At 72.5% G+C, this 16,756-nt stretch carries 14 protein-coding genes; 8 read left to right on the forward strand and 6 right to left on the reverse strand.

Annotated elements, in window-relative coordinates:
• The first annotated feature begins 70 nt into the window (after positions 1-70).
• From fahA to ACWFQ8_RS03400, 8 genes are all read left to right on the forward strand, one after another.
• Entirely contained in the window at positions 71-1,297 is a 1,227-nt protein-coding gene (gene fahA, locus ACWFQ8_RS03365) for a fumarylacetoacetase (protein ID WP_453784468.1), read from the forward strand.
• Positions 1,298-1,447: 150 nt separating this feature from the next.
• Positions 1,448-2,218, forward strand: a complete 771-nt coding sequence (locus ACWFQ8_RS03370; protein ID WP_453784469.1) for a GntR family transcriptional regulator — start codon at positions 1,448-1,450, stop codon at positions 2,216-2,218.
• 79 nt (positions 2,219-2,297) lie between these two features.
• Positions 2,298-2,525, forward strand: a complete 228-nt coding sequence (locus tag ACWFQ8_RS03375) for a 4Fe-4S dicluster domain-containing protein (protein WP_030011381.1) — start codon at positions 2,298-2,300, stop codon at positions 2,523-2,525.
• 14 nt (positions 2,526-2,539) lie between these two features.
• A complete protein-coding gene (locus ACWFQ8_RS03380; protein ID WP_453784470.1) occupies positions 2,540-3,883 on the forward strand; it encodes an ABC transporter substrate-binding protein in 1,344 nt (447 codons plus the stop codon).
• On the forward strand, positions 3,880-4,734 hold the full coding sequence (locus ACWFQ8_RS03385) for an ABC transporter permease (RefSeq protein ID WP_453784471.1): 855 nt from the start codon (positions 3,880-3,882) through the stop codon (positions 4,732-4,734). Before ACWFQ8_RS03380 ends, ACWFQ8_RS03385 begins: the two co-directional genes overlap by 4 nt.
• Positions 4,731-5,594: an ABC transporter ATP-binding protein gene (locus tag ACWFQ8_RS03390; RefSeq protein WP_453784472.1), complete on the forward strand. Its 864-nt coding sequence runs from the start codon at positions 4,731-4,733 to the stop codon at positions 5,592-5,594. The genes ACWFQ8_RS03385 and ACWFQ8_RS03390 overlap by 4 nt, the downstream gene beginning before the upstream one ends.
• Positions 5,595-5,605: 11 nt before the next feature.
• On the forward strand, positions 5,606-8,467 hold the full coding sequence (locus ACWFQ8_RS03395) for a fumarate reductase/succinate dehydrogenase flavoprotein subunit (RefSeq protein WP_453784473.1): 2,862 nt from the start codon (positions 5,606-5,608) through the stop codon (positions 8,465-8,467).
• A gap of 577 nt (positions 8,468-9,044) precedes the next feature.
• A complete protein-coding gene (locus tag ACWFQ8_RS03400) occupies positions 9,045-9,620 on the forward strand; it encodes a hypothetical protein (RefSeq protein WP_453784474.1) in 576 nt (191 codons plus the stop codon).
• A 197-nt stretch (positions 9,621-9,817) separates the two neighbouring features.
• Here ACWFQ8_RS03400 and nuoN read toward each other — a convergent pair whose 3' ends face one another.
• Genes nuoN through nuoI form a run of 6 tightly spaced genes read right to left on the reverse strand, consistent with a single transcriptional unit; the run spans position 9,818 to position 16,755 of the window.
• On the reverse strand, positions 9,818-11,464 hold the full coding sequence (nuoN, locus tag ACWFQ8_RS03405) for an NADH-quinone oxidoreductase subunit NuoN (protein WP_453784623.1): 1,647 nt from the start codon (positions 11,462-11,464) through the stop codon (positions 9,818-9,820).
• 5 nt (positions 11,465-11,469) lie between these two features.
• Positions 11,470-13,089, reverse strand: coding sequence for an NADH-quinone oxidoreductase subunit M (locus ACWFQ8_RS03410; RefSeq protein ID WP_453784475.1), 1,620 nt, complete (start codon positions 13,087-13,089; stop codon positions 11,470-11,472).
• 1 nt (position 13,090) lies between these two features.
• Entirely contained in the window at positions 13,091-14,986 is a 1,896-nt protein-coding gene (gene nuoL / locus ACWFQ8_RS03415; RefSeq protein ID WP_453784476.1) for an NADH-quinone oxidoreductase subunit L, read from the reverse strand.
• Between the two features lie 13 nt (positions 14,987-14,999).
• Entirely contained in the window at positions 15,000-15,299 is a 300-nt protein-coding gene (nuoK, locus tag ACWFQ8_RS03420; RefSeq protein ID WP_112449176.1) for an NADH-quinone oxidoreductase subunit NuoK, read from the reverse strand.
• The gene (locus ACWFQ8_RS03425; protein ID WP_453784477.1) at positions 15,296-16,102 is read right to left on the reverse strand and encodes an NADH-quinone oxidoreductase subunit J; all 807 of its coding nucleotides are present in this window, start codon (positions 16,100-16,102) and stop codon (positions 15,296-15,298) included. The genes nuoK and ACWFQ8_RS03425 overlap by 4 nt, the downstream gene beginning before the upstream one ends.
• Positions 16,099-16,755, reverse strand: coding sequence for an NADH-quinone oxidoreductase subunit NuoI (nuoI, locus tag ACWFQ8_RS03430; RefSeq protein ID WP_453784478.1), 657 nt, complete (start codon positions 16,753-16,755; stop codon positions 16,099-16,101). The genes ACWFQ8_RS03425 and nuoI overlap by 4 nt, the downstream gene beginning before the upstream one ends.
• Position 16,756 lies beyond the last annotated feature (1 nt).

A 16,756-nucleotide genomic window follows, 5' to 3' on the forward strand; every position in this document is an offset into this window, starting at 1 on the left:
ATCAGCCACGTAACGTGTCAACCAGCCACCGGGACACCCCCGGACCGCGTCGAAAGCGAGGCAGCACCCCATGCCCCAGCAGAGCCCCCTCGATGTCCCCGAGGGCGACCCGTTCGGGCCGCACAACCTCCCGTACGGCGTCTTTTCCACCCCGCAGGACCCCGCCCGGCGCCGGATCGGGGTGCGGATCGGCGGGTACGTGCTCGACGCGGGTGCGGCGGCGGTCGCGCTCGGCTCCCCGTACGCCGGGCTGCTCGGGCAGGCCTCCCTGAATCCGCTGCTGGCCGCCGGGCGGACCGCTTGGCGCGACGTGCGCCGCGCGCTGACCGCGTGGGTCACCGACCCCGGTCACCGCCCCGCCGTGGAGCCGCACCTGCTGCCGCTGGACGAGGTCGTGCTGCACCTGCCGTACGAGGTCGCCGACTACGTCGACTTCTACGCGAGCGAGCACCACGCCACCAACGTGGGCCGGATGTTCCGCCCCGACGGGGACGCCCTGACCCCCAACTGGAAGCACCTGCCCATCGGTTACCACGGCCGTGCGGGCACGATCGTGGTGTCCGGGACGGACGTCGTACGCCCCGGCGGCCAGCGCAAGGCACCCACCGACCCGGCGCCCGTCTTCGGCCCGTCCGTCAAGCTCGACATCGAGGCCGAGGTCGGCTTCGTCGTCGGCACCCCCTCGGAGCAGGGCCGGCCGGTGGCGCTGGGCGACTTCGAGGACCACGTCTTCGGGCTCTTCCTCCTCAACGACTGGTCGGCGCGTGACATCCAGGCCTGGGAGTACGTCCCGCTGGGCCCCTTCCTCGGCAAGTCCTTCGCCACCTCCGTCTCCGCCTGGGTCACCCCCCTGGAGGCCCTGGACTCGGCCCGCGTCGCCCCGCCCGCCCGGGACTTCCCGCTCCTGCCCTACCTCGACGACGCGGGCAGCGACCGCCCCGGCGGCTTCGACCTGCACATCACCGTCTCCCTGAACGGGCAGGAGGTGGCCCGGCCGCCGTTCGCGTCGATGTACTGGACCGCCGCCCAGCAGCTCGCGCACATGACCGTCAACGGCGCCTCCCTGCGCACCGGCGACGTCTACGGCTCGGGCACCGTCAGCGGCCCGGAGACCGACCAGCGCGGTTCGTTGCTGGAGCTCACCTGGAACGGCCGCGATGCCATCGAGCTCACCGACGGCAAGCGCACCTTCCTGGAGGACGGCGACACCGTCACCCTCACCGCCTGGGCCCCGGGCCCGGACGGCGTCCGCGTGGGCCTCGGCGAGGTCACCGGCCGCATCGTGGGACGGCACTAGTCCGGTCCTCGGGACGCAGCTCCCCCGCGGGGTGGCGGATCTCTCCGCCACCCCGCCAGAAGCGCAGGTCACAGCCCTGCCCCCGCGGTCCGCGGTGGCGCAACACTGCGGCAACACCATCCGCGGCGGACCGCCGGTACGTTCCCTGCCATGCCAGCCGAACGCACCCGTGAGCACACCGTCCCGGTCGCCGCCGCGCGCCGGCGGCGGCTGCGCGCGGACCAGGCCCGGCAGCTCGCCGACCTCCTGCGCCACCAGATTTTGTCGGGCGGTTACCCCGACGGGGTCCTCCCCCTGGAGGACACCCTCGCCGCCGACTACGGCGCCGGCCGCAACACCGTGCGCCAGGCCCTCGACCTGCTGCGCGGCGAACGGCTCGTGGAGCGCCGGCCGGGCGTCGGCACCGTCGTCGTCTGCGAGAAGTACCCGCACGGCCTGGACCGCCTCCAGGGCCTGGCCGAAACCCTGCACGAGCACGGCCGCGTGACCAACGAGGTCCGTACGGTCGGCCCCGTACGCGCCCCCGCCCCGGTCGCGGGCCGCCTCGGCCTGCCCGAGCACGCCGACGTGCTCTACATCGAGCGGCTGCGGCGCCTGAACGGGCTGCCGCTTTCCCTCGACCTCACGTACGTCCCCATGGACATCGGATCCGAACTGCTGGACTGCGACCTGGAGAACACCGACGTCTTCCGGCTCCTGGAACAGCTCACCGGGCAGCCGCTCGGGCACGCCGAGATCACCCTGGAGGCCGTCAACGCCGACGCGCACTCCTCCGCCGTCCTCCAGGCCCCGCGCGGCGCGGCCGTCCTGATGCTGGAGCGGCTCACCCACCTGCGCGACGGCCGGCCCGTGGACCTGGAGTTCATCCGCTTCCGCGGCGACCGGATCACCATGAGCGGACTCCTGCGCCGCGCCCTCTGAGCCCCTCCCCCGCCCGGCAACGCCCGAGAACCCCGAGAACCCCGAGAACGCCCGAGAACCCCCCTTCCTGGAGACAGCCATGCCTGTGGTCCCCCAGCGCGGCGACGTGCCCGTGACCATCGACGAGTCCCTGTGCATCGACGGCTGCACCCTGTGCGTCGACATGTGTCCGCTCGACTCGCTCGCGATCCGCGAGGACAACGGCAAGGCGTACATGCACGTGGACGAGTGCTGGTACTGCGGCCCGTGCGCCGCGCGCTGTCCCACCGGCGCGGTCACCGTCAACATGCCCTACCTGCTCCGGTGAAAGGTTCCGCTCCCATGCGCAAGAAGGCCCTCGCTCCCGCGCTCGCCCTGCTCGTCGCCCCCCTCGCCTCCGCCTGCGGCAGCGCCTCGGGGGCGCACGGCGCCAAGACGGTCACCGTGACCGTCGGCTACCAGTCCAAGACCATCAACACGGTCACCGCGGGCACGCTCCTGCGCTCCCTCGGCTACTTCGAGCAGGAGCTCGCCGCGCGCGGCAAGAAGGACGGCACCACCTACAAGGTGGACTGGCAGGACTACGCGACCGGTGCCCCGATCACCGCCCAGATGACGGCCGGGAAGATCGACATCGGCTCCATGGGCGATTTCCCGCTGCTCATCAACGCGGCGCGCGGCAAGGAGTTGAAGCAGCCCACCCGGCTGGTCTCCGTGACCGGCTACAACCTGCGCGGGGGCCTCAACACCGTGGTCACCGCCCCGGACTCGAAGCTGGAGACCCTCGCCGACCTGCGCGGCAAGAAGGTGTCGACCAGCGTGGGCTCGGCGGCGGACGGGACCCTCGTACGGGCCCTGCAGCGCGCCGGGATCGATCCGGCCAGTGGCATCCAGAAGCTCAACCAGCAGCCCAGCGTCGGTGCTTCCGCGCTCCAGGCGGGCAGTGTCGACGCGCTGTCGCAGTTCGTGGCGTGGCCGGGGCAGCTCGCCTTCGAGGGACGCGCCAAGGCCCTGTACGACGGCGCCGAGCTGAACCTGCCGACCTTCCACGGGGTCACCGTGCGGGAGGAGTTCGCGCGCGAACGGGCCGGTGTGCTGGACGACTTCCTGCGGGCGCAGCGCCGGGCCACCGACCACCTGCGCGCGGAGCCGGTCGCGGCCGCCGAGTCGGTGGCGAAGGAGACCGGGCTGCCCGCGGAGGTGGTGTACCTCTACAACGGGGCGAACGGCATCGCGACCTTCGACCCGGCCCTGCGCCCGGAGCTGATCGACGCGCTGAAGCAGGACGTACCGGTCCTCAAGGACGCCCAGCTGGTCGGCGACGTGGACGTGGACGCCTTCGTGGACCCCGAGCCGCTGAAGCGGGCCGCGCCGGGGGCGCCGGAGTACCCGAAGGCGACGGCCGCCCGGCCCGAGCTGTGGATCAAGGGGCAGCCGCGCACGACGGCCTTCGACACGCCGCGCGAGCTGCTCCGCGCGGCGCGCGGGGCGGAGGTCCGGGCGGCGTACGTACCAGACGCGGTGACGGGCACGCTCTGGTTCGCGGACAAGGCGGTGTGGGTGGCCGAGGGCCCGGAGCTGCGCGCCTTCGTCACGGCGGCGGGTGCGAAGGCCTACGTGTCCGGGCACCAGGGGTCCGGGGCGCGGATCGTGAGCTTCGCCGAGGCGGGAGCACTGGCGTCATGAGCGCGGGCCGCCGGCTGCTGCGGGCGGGTTCGCTCGGCGGGGCGCTGCTGCTGTGGCAGGCGCTGACCGCGCTGGACGTGAACCTGTGGCTGCGGTTCGAGCAGTTCCCCACCGTGGGCGAGGTGGCGGCGAAGTTCGCGGAGCGGGCGCAGGCCGGCCCGTACTGGGAGGACCTGGCGTCCAGCCTGGGCCGGATCGTGACGGGCTTCGCGCTCGCGGCCGTGCTCGGGGTGGCGGTGGGCACGGCGATCGCCCGGTCCCGGTTCGCGGCCGATCTGCTGGGGCCGCTGCTGGAGGTGGCGCGGCCGGTCCCGGCCATCGCCCTGGTACCGGTGGCGATCCTGCTCTTCCCCTCCAACGAGCAGGGGATCGTCTTCATCACCTTCACCGCGGCCTTCTTCCCGGTGCTGGTCTCGACGCGGCACGCCGTGCGGGCACTGACGCCGGTGTGGGAGGAGGCGGTGCTGACGATGGGCGGGGGCCGGCGGCGCGTGCTGTTCTCCGTGGTCCTGCCGGGGGCCCTGCCGGGCATCTTCGGGGGCCTGTCGGTCGGCATCGGGGTCTCGTGGATCTGCGTGATCTCGGCGGAGATGATCTCCGGCGAGTACGGGGTCGGCTACCGGACCTGGCAGGACTACACGGTGGTCGACTACCCCGGCGTCTTCGTCGGCATGGTCACCATCGGCGCCCTGGGCTGGCTGACCTCGACGGCGGTGGAGCGGGCCGGGCGCCGCCTCACGCGCTGGCTGCCGGCCCGCGCCGCGGACGCGCCGGTACCGCTGCCGCGCCCCGTACCGGCGGCGGCGGGCGCCGGGTCCACGAAGGCACGTATCCGAGAGGTGAGCACATGAGCGTGGATCTGGGCGCGAGCCCGAGCGACACCGCCGTCCCGGACGCCCGCGGGGCGCGGCTCGCGCTGCGCGGCGTGCGACTGGGGCATCGCGGGAGCGTGGTGCTGGACGGCGTCGACCTGGCCGTGGAGGCGGGGGAGGTGCTGGCCGTGGTCGGGCCCTCCGGGTGCGGGAAGTCCACGCTGCTGCGCACGCTGGCCGGGCTGCTGGCGCCCCTCGGCGGGACGGTGGAGCAGGACGGGCTCCCGCTGGCCGGGCCGGACGCCGACCGGGCGCTGGTCTTCCAGGACGACGCGCTCCTGCCCTGGCGGACCGTACGGTCCAACGTGGAACTCCCGCTCGCCATCCGCCGTTCCGCGCGCCCGACCGGAACGGGACCGGCCTGGGCGACCGGCGAGGAGGCCGGCGCGCGGGACCCGGCCGGGCTCTCCGGCAGGTTCCGCCCCGCGGCGCCGGGCCGGCGCGACGAGCGGCGGCGGGTGGCCGGCGCGTGGCTGGAGCGGGTGGGTCTGGCCGACCACGCGCACAAGCTCCCGCACCAGCTCTCCGGCGGCCAGCGCCAGCGCGTGCAGTTGGCACGCGCCCTCGCCGCGCGCCCCCGCGCCGTCCTCATGGACGAGCCCTTCGGCGCGCTCGACGCGCAGACCCGCGCCGAGATGCAGGACCTCCTCGTGGACGTCCTCGCCGGCACCGGCGCGACCGTCGTCTTCGTCACCCACGACGTCGACGAGGCCCTGTTCCTCGGCGACCGCGTCGCCCTGCTGGGCACCGGCGACGTGCTCGCCGTACCGCACCCGCGCGACCGGACCCGGAGCGCGGCGCACGCCGGGCTGCGCGCCCGGATCATCGACTCCCTCTGAAAGGCAGCACCGTGGACATCCCCGCGCTCGGCGACGCCGAGGAACTCTCCTGCGACGTCCTCGTCATCGGCGGCGGCACCGCCGGCACGATGGCGGCGCTGACCGCCGCCGAGCGCGGCGCGCGGGTGCTGCTCCTGGAGAAGGCGCACGTACGCCACTCCGGGGCCCTCGCCATGGGCATGGACGGGGTCAACAACGCCGTCGTCCCCGGCCGCGCCGAACCGGACGACTACGTCGCCGAGATCACCCGTGCCAACGACGGGATCGTCGACCAGTCCACGGTCCGCCAGACCGCGACCCGGGGCTTCGCGATGGTGCGGCGCCTGGAGTCGTACGGGGTGAAGTTCGAGAAGGACGAGCACAACGAGTACGCGGTGCGCCAGGTCCACCGCTCGGGCTCGTACGTCCTGCCCATGCCCGAGGGCAAGGACGTCAAGAAGGTCCTCTACCGGCAGCTGCGGCGGCGCGAGATGCGCGAGCGGATCCGGATCGAGAACCGGGTGATGCCGGTGCGGGTCCTGACCTCGCCCGAGGACGGCCGGGCGGTCGGAGCGGCCGGCTTCAACACCCGGACCGGCGCCTTCGTGACCGTGCGCGCCGGGGCGGTGATCCTGGCGACGGGCCCGTGCGGGCGCCTGGGACTGCCGGCCTCCGGCTACCTCTACGGCACGTACGAGAACCCGACCAACGCGGGTGACGGCTACGCGATGGCGTACCACGCGGGCGCCGCGCTGACCGGGATCGAGTGCTTCCAGATCAACCCGCTGATCAAGGACTACAACGGGCCGGCGTGCGCGTACGTCGCGAACCCGTTCGGCGGCTACCAGGTCAACCGGCACGGCGAGCGGTTCGTCGACTCCGACTACTGGTCGGGGCAGATGATGGCGGAGTTCGCGGCGGAACTGGCCTCGGACCGAGGGCCGGTGTACCTCAAGCTCAGCCACCTCCCGGAGGAGTCGGTGGCCTCGCTGGAATCCATCCTGCACACCACGGAGCGGCCGACGCGCGGGACCTTCCACGCGGGCCGGGGCCACGACTACCGCACCCACGACATCGAGATGCACATCTCGGAGATCGGCCTGTGCGGCGGCCACTCCGCGTCCGGCGTCCGGGTGGACGACCACGCCCGCACCACCGTCCCGCGGCTGTACGCGGCCGGGGACCTGGCCTCCGTACCGCACAACTACATGATCGGCGCCTTCGTCTTCGGCGACCTGGCCGGTGCGGACGCCTCACGCTGGACGGTGTACGAGGGCGACCTGCCGCAGGACCAGCTCGCCGCGGCGCACGAGCTGGTGTACCGGCCGCTGCGCAATCCGCAGGGGCCGCCGCAGCCGCAGGTGGAGTACAAGCTGCGGCGGTTCGTGAACGACTACGTGGCGCCGCCGAAGACGGGCGCGAAGCTGTCGCTCGCCGTGGAGGCGTTCACCCGGATGGAGTCGGAGATCGCGGAGATGGGCGCGCGGACGGCGCACGAGCTGATGCGGTGCGCGGAGGTGTCCTTCATCCGGGACTGCGCGGAGATGGCGGCGCGGTCCTCGCTGGCGCGGACGGAGTCGCGCTGGGGGCTGTACCACGAGCGGCTGGACCATCCGGAGCGGGACGACGCGGGGTGGCTGCACCACCTGGACCTGCGCAAGTCTTCCTCGGGGGCGATGGAGTTCACGGCGCGGCCGGTGGAGCCGTACCTGGTTCCGGTGGACGGCTTCACGCCCACCGGCGGCCCCTCCCGCCACCTGGGTGAGGTGACCCCGCTCCCGACGGCGACGGCGGGCCCCCCGAGCGCGGCCCCGGCGGCGCGCACCGCCCCGGCGGCGGACGGCACGGAGGTGGCGGAGGGCACGGAGGCGGTCCCGGCCGCCGGGGCGGGGGCCGGCGCCTCCTCGCCCCGCATCCTCGAACTGCTCGCCCTGGCCGAGGAGTCGCCTGGGCTGGACGCCCTGCGGCCCTACCTCACCGATCCCGACCCGGCGGTGCGGACGGCCGCCGTGGCGGCGATCGGCGAGACCGTCCCGACCGGGGCGGGCCCGGCGCTGGCGGCCCGCCTGGCCGACGCGGCGCCCGGCGTGCGGGCGGCCGCTGCCGGTGCGCTGCGCGAGCTGCTGGAGGTCCTGCCGGCCGAGGCGGCCCTGGGTGCCGGGCTGCGGGCGGCCCTCGCCGTCCCCGACCCGGCGGTCCGGGCGGCCGCGCTGGAGGCGCTGCGTGCTCTGCGGCTGGGGGACGCGCGACTGTACGCCGCCTCGCTGGGCGACGCCGAACCGGAGGTCCGCATCCACGCGGTGCGGGCGCTGGTGTCGGTGGACGCCGTCGAGGCCCTGGCGGCGGCGGCCTCGGACCCGGCCCGCGAGGTCCGGGTCGCCGTGGCCAAGGGCCTTGCGGCCATCGCCCACCCCGCTCCGGACCCGGCCTCCGCGACGCCACCGGCCACGCCCCGGGCGGAGCCGGACGCACCGCCCGCCCCCCACGGGCCGGGCGGCGTCGGCGAGGCCCGGGCCCGGGCCGGCTCCGCCGTCGTCCGGGCCGCGCTGGGGCCGCTGCTCCGGGACGCGGATCCACTCGTACGGGGGGCCGCGCTCGGGGCGCTGGCCTCGACCGGCTGCCCCGACGGGCACGCGGACACCGCCGTGGCGGCCCTGTCCGATCCCGCATGGCAGGTGCGGGCGGGGGCGGCCGCCGCGCTGTCGGCCGCCGCGCCCGCCACGGCGGTGCCGCCCCTGGCCGCCGCGCTGGCCGACGCCAACGCCGACGTCCGCAAGGCGGCGGTGCTCGCCCTGCTGGCGCACCGGTCCACCGGCGCGGCCCGCGCCGCCCTGGCCACGGCCGTCACCGACCCGGACGCGGACGTCCGCGCCTACGCCGCCCGCGCCGCCTGACCTGACCCCCGCAGCGCGGCGCGCGGCCCGACCCCGGCCCGCGGGCGCGCGGCCGTCACCGCCCCGGACGCGGACGTCCGCGCCTACGCCGCCCGCGCCGCCCGACCCCGGCACCGGGGGCGCGGCCCGACCCCGCAGCGCGGGGTCGGTGTACGCCGGGCGGGCGGCGTGGGCGCGGGGATGGGCCCGGCGCGGCCCGTGCGGCGGGGGGTGCGGGTGATGCTCCTGGGGCCGGCCGCCGCCGCCTCGTCGCGCTCGAATGGGTCGTCACGGACCGCGACGGCAAGGTCGAGACCGACGACGACCGCCCGAGCCTGTGCGGACAGCCCTTCAAGGGGCCGATCCCGGGCCGGTTCAAGGGGCAGAAGACGCATTACGCCCTGCACGTGTGGCTCTGGAAGGACAACCCGGCGGGCCTGTTCGCCACGTTCAACCCGAAGGCGCGCTGCCTCCCCGGCACCACCCGCCCCTGACGCCCCGTCGGCTCCCCCGTGCCCCCGTTTGGGGGCACGGGACGTGCACGTCCCCCGGTACGCCCCGATGGTGGACGAAACGTCCCCGATCGGCAGGAGCACCGATGTCCGCCCGTTCCCGCAAGGCCGTCCTCGTCTTCGCCGCCGCCGCGTCCATAGCCCTGGCCGCGCTCCCCCCGGCGCAGGCCGTGAAGGGCCCGGCGCCCGATCCGAAGGACCGCCGGGCCATGCTCGACCTGGCGACGGCCTACCGGGTGACGGCCAAGTACGCGAACGAGAGGGCGGCGGTCGCGGACGGCTACGTCCGCACCGACGACTGCATGGACAACCCGCGCGGCCCGGGCTCGATGGGCTACCACTACGAGAACAGGTCCCGCTGGGGTTCGACCGACCCGGCGAAGCCGACGGCGATCATCTACGGCCCGGAGAAGGGCCCGGGCGGCGGACGCAAGCTGTACGCGGTCGAGTGGATGGTCGCGGACCCCGACCAGGACCTTGCGACGACGGCCGGCCGCCCCACCATGTTCGGCCTCCCCTTCGACGGCCCGATGCCGGGCCACACCCCGGGGATGCCGAAGCACTTCGACCTCCACCTGTGGGCTTACAAATACAATCCGGCCGGCCTCTTCCACAACTGGAACCCGGCCGTCAAGTGCTCCAAGCACATGACCCACTCGTAGCGGCGGTGCTCCGGGATTCCCCGGCGATACGCTGGCCGCACTCGCGAGACCGCGGCTCATGGGAGCACTGATGAACCCGGAACACAGCTGGCCGATCCCGCCTCCGGGCGGCTGGACCGCGGACGACGTGAACCGGCCGAGGGCCCGACTCCCCCAACGGGAGCCGGGCCCTCGGCCGTGCCGTGCCGTGTACCGGTTCAGCGGACGAACGTGCTCGCCTGCCCCGCCAGTTCCAGGAAGTACTGCGGAGCCACGCCCAGGACGAGGGTGACCGCGACGCCCACCGCGATGGTGGTCATCGTCAGCAGTGAGGGGACGGCCACCGTCGGGCCGTCGGCCTTCGGCTCGCTGAAGAACATCAGGACGATCACGCGGATGTAGAAGAACGCGGCGATCGCGGACGAGATGACGCCGACCACGACCAGCACGCCCGCGCCGCCCTCCGCCGCCGCCTTGAACACGGCGAACTTCCCGGCGAATCCGGAGGTCAGCGGGATGCCCGCGAAGGCGAGCAGGAACACCGCGAACACGGCCGCCGTCAGGGGCGAACGCCGCCCCAGGCCGGCCCACTTGGACAGGTGCGTGGCCTCGCCGCCCGCGTCGCGCACCAGCGTGACCACCGCGAAGGCGCCGATCGTCACGAAGGAGTACGCGCCCAGGTAGAAGAGGACGGACTTGACGCCCTCCGCCGAGGTCGCGATGACACCGGCCAGGATGAAGCCCGCGTGCGCGATCGAGGAGTACGCCAGCAGCCGCTTGACGTCCGTCTGGGTCACGGCGATCACCGCGCCCGCCAGCATCGTGACGATCGCGACGCCCCACATCACCGGCCGCCAGTCCCACCGCAGCCCCGGCAGGACCACGTACAGCAGGCGCAGGAGGGCGCCGAAGGCGGCCACCTTCGTCGCCGCCGCCATGAAGCCGGTGACGGGGGTCGGGGCGCCCTGGTAGACGTCCGGGGTCCACATGTGGAAGGGGACCGCGCCCACCTTGAAGAGCAGGCCCGTCAGGATCAGCGCGCCGCCGATGAGCAGCAGCGCGTCATTGCCCATGGTGGCGGCCAGCGCCGGGTCCATCGCGGCGACCGTGCCGTCCACGACGTCGGCGATCACCGCGTACGAGACCGAGCCCGCGTACCCGTAGAGCAGCGCGATGCCGAAGAGCAGGAAGGCCGAGGAGAAGGCACCCAGGAGGAAGTACTTCACCGCGGCCTCCTGCGACATCAGCCGCTGGCGGCGGGCGACGGCGCAGAGCAGGTACAGCGGGAGGGAGAAGACCTCCAGGGCGATGAACAGCGTCAGCAGGTCGTTGGCCGCCGGGAAGATCAACATGCCGGCGATCGCGAACAGGGCCAGCGGGAAGACCTCGGTGGTCGTGAAGCCCGCCTTGACGGCCGCCTTCTCGCTGTCGCTGCCCGGTACGGACGCCGCCTGGGCGGCGAAGGAGTCCACCCGGTTCCCGTGCGAGACCGGGTCGAGGCGCCGTTCCGCGAAGGTGAACATCGCGACGATCGACGCCAGCAGGACGGTGCCCTGGAGGAACAGGGCCGGACCGTCCACGGCGATGGCGCCCATCGCCGCGATGTGCGCCTTGGTGCCCCCGTACCCGGCGGCCGCGAGGCCGACGACCGCAGCGAAGGCCGAGGCCAGCGCGGCGACGGCGAGGAACACCTGCACGTAGTAGCGGGACCTGCGCGGCACGAAGGCCTCCACCAGGATCCCGACGATCGCCGCGCCCACCACGATCAGCGTGGGCGCCAGCTGCGCGTACTCGATGACCGGCGCCGGGATCCGGTCGACCGGACCCTCCGCCGCCACCGTCAGCAGGCTCTGGGCAGCAGTCACTGCGCTCACTTCGCCGCCTCCCCATTCTTGGCCTCGACAGCCACCTCGGGCTTCGGGTCGGTCAGCTTGACGTCCGACATGGTGTGCTCCACCGCCGGGTTGACGATGTCCGTCAGCGGCTTGGGGTAGACGCCCAGGCCGATCAGGACCGCGATCAGCGGGGCGACCACCAGCACCTCCCGCAGGCGCAGGTCCGGCATGGTGCGGACCTCCTCCGCCACGGGGCCGGTCATGGTGCGCTGGTAGAGCACCAGCGTGTAGAGGGCGGCCAGCACGATGCCGACGGTGGCGACGATGCCGGCGACCGGGTACCGGGCGAACGTGCCGACCAGGACCAGGAACTCACTGACGAACGGCGCGAGGCCCGGCAGGGAGAGGGTGGCGAGGCCGCCGATCAGGAAGGTGCCGGCCAGGACCGGAGCCACCTTCTGCACGCCGCCGTAGTCGGCGATGAGCCGGGAGCCGCGCCGCGAGATCAGGAAGCCGGCGACCAGCATCAGCGCCGCCGTCGACAGGCCGTGGTTGACCATGTAGAGGGTGGCGCCGGACTGGCCCTGGGAGGTCATCGCGAAGATGCCCAGGACGATGAAGCCGAAGTGCGAGATCGAGGCGTAGGCGACCAGCCGCTTGATGTCGCGCTGGCCGACCGCGACCAGCGCGCCGTAGACGATGCTGATCAGCGCCAGGACGATGATCACCGGCGTGGCCCACTTGCTGGCCTCCGGGAACAGCCCGAGGCAGAAGCGGAGCATCGCGAAGGTGCCGACCTTGTCGACGACGGCGGTGATCAGCACGGCGACCGGGGCGGTGGCCTCGCCCATCGCGTTGGGCAGCCAGGTGTGCAGGGGCCACAGCGGGGCCTTCACCGCGAAGGCGAAGAAGAAGCCGAGGAAGAGCAGCCGCTCGGTGTCGGTCGCCATGTCTAGCGTGCCCGCGGCGCGGGCGGCGGCGATCTCCTGGAGCGAGAAGTTCCCGGCGACCACGTACAGCCCGATGACGGCGGCCAGCATGATCAGGCCGCCGACCAGGTTGTAGAGGAGGAACTTGACCGCGGCGTACGAGCGCTGCGCGGCCGCGTTCTCGTCGGACCCGCCCGCCGCGGAAGCGGCTGATCGGGAGGATGTCGCCCGGTCCCCGAAGCCGCCGATGAGGAAGTACATCGGGATGAGCATGGCTTCGAAGAAGATGTAGAAGAGGAAGACGTCGGTGGCCTCGAAGGAGATGATCACCATCGCCTCGACCAGCAGGATCAGGGCGAAGAAGCCCTGCGTCGGCCGCCAGCGCCGGCTCGTGGTCTCCAACGGGTCGGCGTCGTGCCAGCCGGCCAGGATGATGAACGGCATCAGGACCGCGGTGAGCCCGATGAGGACCACGCCGATGCCGTCCACGCCCAGCTCGTAGCGGACGCCGAAGTCGGCGATCCAGGAGCGGGATTCGGTGAGCTGGTAGCGGTCGCCACCGGGCTCGAAGCGGATCGCGACGAGCACGGCCAGGGCCAGTGTCGCCAGCGAGAAGAGCAGCGCGAGCCACTTGGCGGCGGTCCTGCGGGTCGCCGGGACGGCCGCCGTCAGGATGGCGCCGACCGCGGGGACCGCGGCCGTCACCGTCAGAAGCGGGAAGTTCATTTCACACCGCCCTCATCAGCAGGGTCGCGGCGATCAGGATCGCCGTGCCCCCGAACATCGAGACCGCGTAGCTGCGGGCGTAGCCGTTCTGCAGCTTGCGCAGGCGGCCCGAGAGCCCGCCGACCGAGGCGGCCGTCCCGTTGACCACTCCGTCGACCAGGCTGTGGTCGACGTACACGAGCGAGCGGGTCAGGTGCTCTCCGCCGCGCACCAGCACGACGTGGTTGAAGTCGTCCTGGAACAGGTCCCGTCGGGCGGCCCGGGTGAGGACCGAGCCGCGCGGGGCGACCACCGGGACGGGCTTGCGGCCGTACATCGTCCAGGCGACGGCGACGCCGGCGACGAGGACCGCCATGGTGGCCAGCGTCACCGTCAGCGCGCTGACCGGCGGGTGGCCGTGTTCGTAGCCGGTGACGGGCTCCAGCCACTTCAGGAAGCGCTCGCCGATCTCGAAGAAGCCTCCGGCGAAGACCGAGCCGAACGCCAGAATGATCATCGGGATGGTCATCGACTTCGGGGACTCGTGCGGGTGCGGCTCGTGGCCGTCCGCGTTGGGCTGCCAGCGCTTCTCGCCGAAGAAGGTGAGGAGCATGACGCGGGTCATGTAGAAGGCGGTGATGCCGGCGCCCAGGAGGGCGACGCCGCCGAGGATCCAGCCCTGGGTGCCGCCCTTGGCGAAGGCCGCCTCGATGATCATGTCCTTGGAGAAGAAGCCGGACAGGCCGGGGAAGCCGATGATGGCCAGGTAGCCGAGGCCGAAGGTCACGAAGGTGACCGGCATGAACTTCCGCAGCCCGCCGTACTTGCGCATGTCGACCTCGTCGTTCATCCCGTGCATCACGGAACCGGCGCCGAGGAAGAGGCCCGCCTTGAAGAAGCCGTGCGTGACCAGGTGCATGATCGCGAACACGTAGCCGATCGGGCCGAGGCCGGCGGCCAGGATCATGTAGCCGATCTGCGACATCGTCGATCCGGCGAGGGCCTTCTTGATGTCGTCCTTCGCGCAACCGACGATCGCACCGAAGAGCAGCGTGACCGCGCCCACGACGGTGACCGCCAGCTGGGCGTCGGGCGCCCCGTTGAAGATGGCGCCCGAGCGGACGATCAGGTACACGCCGGCGGTCACCATCGTCGCCGCGTGGATCAGGGCCGAGACCGGGGTCGGGCCCTCCATCGCGTCACCGAGCCAGGACTGCAGCGGGACCTGGGCGGACTTGCCGCAGGCGGCCAGCAGCAGCATCAGGCCGATGGCCGTCAGGGTGCCTTCCGACGTTTCGCCGACCGCTCCGAGCACCGGCCCGAAGGCGAAGGTGCCGAACGTCGTGAACATCAGCATGATCGCGATCGACAGGCCGATGTCGCCGACGCGGTTGACCAGGAAGGCCTTCTTCGCGGCCGTGGCCGCGCTGGGCTTGTGCTGCCAGAAGCCGATCAGGAGGTAGGAGGCGAGGCCCACGCCCTCCCAGCCGAAGTAGAGCAGCAGGTAGTTGTCGGCGACGACGAGCAGCAGCATCGCCGCGACGAACAGGTTGAGGTAGCCGAAGAAGCGGCGGCGGCGCTCGTCGTGCTCCATGTACCCGATCGAGTACACGTGGATGAGCGTGCCCACCCCGGAGATCAGCAGGACGAAGGTCATCGACAGCTGGTCCAGCTGGAAGGCCATGTCCGCCTGGAACCCCTCGACGGGGATCCAGGTGAACAGGCGCTGGTGCAGCGTCCGGTCGTCGGCGCCGCGCCCCAGCATGTCGGCGAACAGGGCCGTGCCGATGCCGAAGGAGACGGCCGCGAGCACGGTGCCGATCCAGTGGCCGACCCGGTCGAGGCGCCGGCCGCCGCACAGCAGCACCGCCGCTCCGAGCAGGGGCGCCGCCACCAGCAGCGCAATCAGATTCTCCACTGTGAAACGCCCCTTACAGCTTCATCAGGCTGGCGTCGTCGACCGAGGCCGAGTGGCGGGTACGGAAGAGCGACACGATGATCGCCAGGCCGACCACGACCTCCGCGGCGGCGACGACCATCGTGAAGAACGCGATGATCTGGCCGTCGAGGTTGCCGTGCATCCGGGAGAAGGTGACGAAGGCGAGGTTGCAGGCGTTGAGCATCAGCTCGACGCACATGAACAGCACGATCGCGTTCTTCCGGATCAGCACGCCGGCCGCGCCGATGGTGAACAGCAGGGCCGACAGGTAGAGGTAGTTGACCGGATTCACTGCGAGGCCTCCTCACGGCCGAGGCGTTCCGAGGACGCCTGCTCCAGTGCCTTGAGGTCGTCGAGCGCCTCGCTGGAGACGTCGCGGATCTGGCCGCGGGCGCGCAGGGTCTTGTTGACCGTGAGCTCGGAGGGGGTGCCGTCCGGCAGCAGACCGGCGACGTCCACCGCGTTGTGCCGGGCGTAGACGCCGGGGGCGGGCAGCGGCGGGAGTTGGACGCCCTCGCGGACGCGCTTCTCGGCGAGCTCGCGCTGGGTGGCGGCCCGCTCGGTGCGCTCGCGATGGGTGAGCACCATGGCGCCGACGGCCGCCGTGATCAGCAGCGCGCCGGTGATCTCGAAGGCGAAGACGTACTTGGTGAAGATCAGCTGCGCCAAACCTTCGACGTGTCCGGCGGAGTTGATCCGGCCGAGCCCGTTGAAGTGGGTGAGCCGGGCGTGGCCGATGCCGGCGATCAGCAGGATGCCGAAGCCGAGCCCGCACAGGGCGGCCAGCCAGCGCTGGCCCTTGAGCGTCTCCTTCAGGGAGTCGGCGGCGGTGACGCCGACGAGCATGACCACGAAGAGGAACAGCATCATGATCGCGCCGGTGTAGACGACGACCTGGACGACGCCCAGGAAGTACGCCCCGTTGGCGAGGTAGAAGACGGCCAGGATGATCATCGTCCCGGCCAGGCTGAGGGCGCTGTGCACGGCCTTCTTCATCAGGATCGTGGCCAGGGCGCCGATGACGGCGACCGTGCCCAGGATCCAGAACTGCACGGCCTCGCCCGTGGAGGTGAGGCTTGCGGCGACGGTGCTCACGCGTCCACCTCCTCGTGCCGGGGTCCGCCCGCCGTCGTCCCGTTGTCGGCCGTTCCGTTGTCGGCCGTTCCGTTCTCGGCCGTCCCGTTCTCGGCCGTCTCGCCCTTGGATACGGCGACCTGCCGGGCGGTGCCCGGGGCGGCCCCCGTCACAAGACCCCGGTAGTAGTCCTGCTCGTCCGTGCCGGGGAAGACCGAGTGCGGTGCTTCGACCATGCCCTCGGTGAGGCCGGAGAGCAGTTGCTCCTTGGTGTAGATGAGCGACTCGCGGCTGGAGTCGGCCAGTTCGAACTCGTTCGTCATGGTCAGCGCCCTCGTGGGGCACGCCTCGACGCACAGCCCGCACAGGATGCAGCGGGCGTAGTTGATCTGGTAGACCCGGCCGTACCGCTCACCCGGGGAGTAGCGCTCCTCCTCGGTGTTGTCCGCGCCCTCGACGTAGATCGCGTCGGCCGGACAGGCCCAGGCGCACAGTTCGCACCCGATGCACTTCTCCAGACCGTCGGGGTGCCGGTTGAGCTGATGCCGTCCGTGGAAGCGCGGGGCGGTGGTCTTGCGCTGCTCCGGATACTGCTCGGTGAGCCGCTTCTTGAACATGGCCTTGAAGGTCACGCCGAAGCCGGCCACGGGGTTGTGCCACTTCTCGTCAGACATT

This window comes from Streptomyces sp. NPDC055254, from assembly GCF_053606025.1.

Coding starts and splice junctions, on each gene's coding strand:
- fahA (WP_453784468.1), top strand. CDS start 71: ATGCCCCAGCAGAGCCCCCTCGATGTCCCCGAGGGCGACCCGTTCGGG.
- ACWFQ8_RS03370 (WP_453784469.1), top strand. CDS start 1,448: ATGCCAGCCGAACGCACCCGTGAGCACACCGTCCCGGTCGCCGCCGCG.
- ACWFQ8_RS03375 (WP_030011381.1), top strand. CDS start 2,298: ATGCCTGTGGTCCCCCAGCGCGGCGACGTGCCCGTGACCATCGACGAG.
- ACWFQ8_RS03380 (WP_453784470.1), top strand. CDS start 2,540: ATGCGCAAGAAGGCCCTCGCTCCCGCGCTCGCCCTGCTCGTCGCCCCC.
- ACWFQ8_RS03385 (WP_453784471.1), top strand. CDS start 3,880: ATGAGCGCGGGCCGCCGGCTGCTGCGGGCGGGTTCGCTCGGCGGGGCG.
- ACWFQ8_RS03390 (WP_453784472.1), top strand. CDS start 4,731: ATGAGCGTGGATCTGGGCGCGAGCCCGAGCGACACCGCCGTCCCGGAC.
- ACWFQ8_RS03400 (WP_453784474.1), top strand. CDS start 9,045: ATGTCCGCCCGTTCCCGCAAGGCCGTCCTCGTCTTCGCCGCCGCCGCG.
- ACWFQ8_RS03410 (WP_453784475.1), bottom strand. CDS start 13,089: ATGAACTTCCCGCTTCTGACGGTGACGGCCGCGGTCCCCGCGGTCGGC.
- nuoI (WP_453784478.1), bottom strand. CDS start 16,755: ATGTCTGACGAGAAGTGGCACAACCCCGTGGCCGGCTTCGGCGTGACC.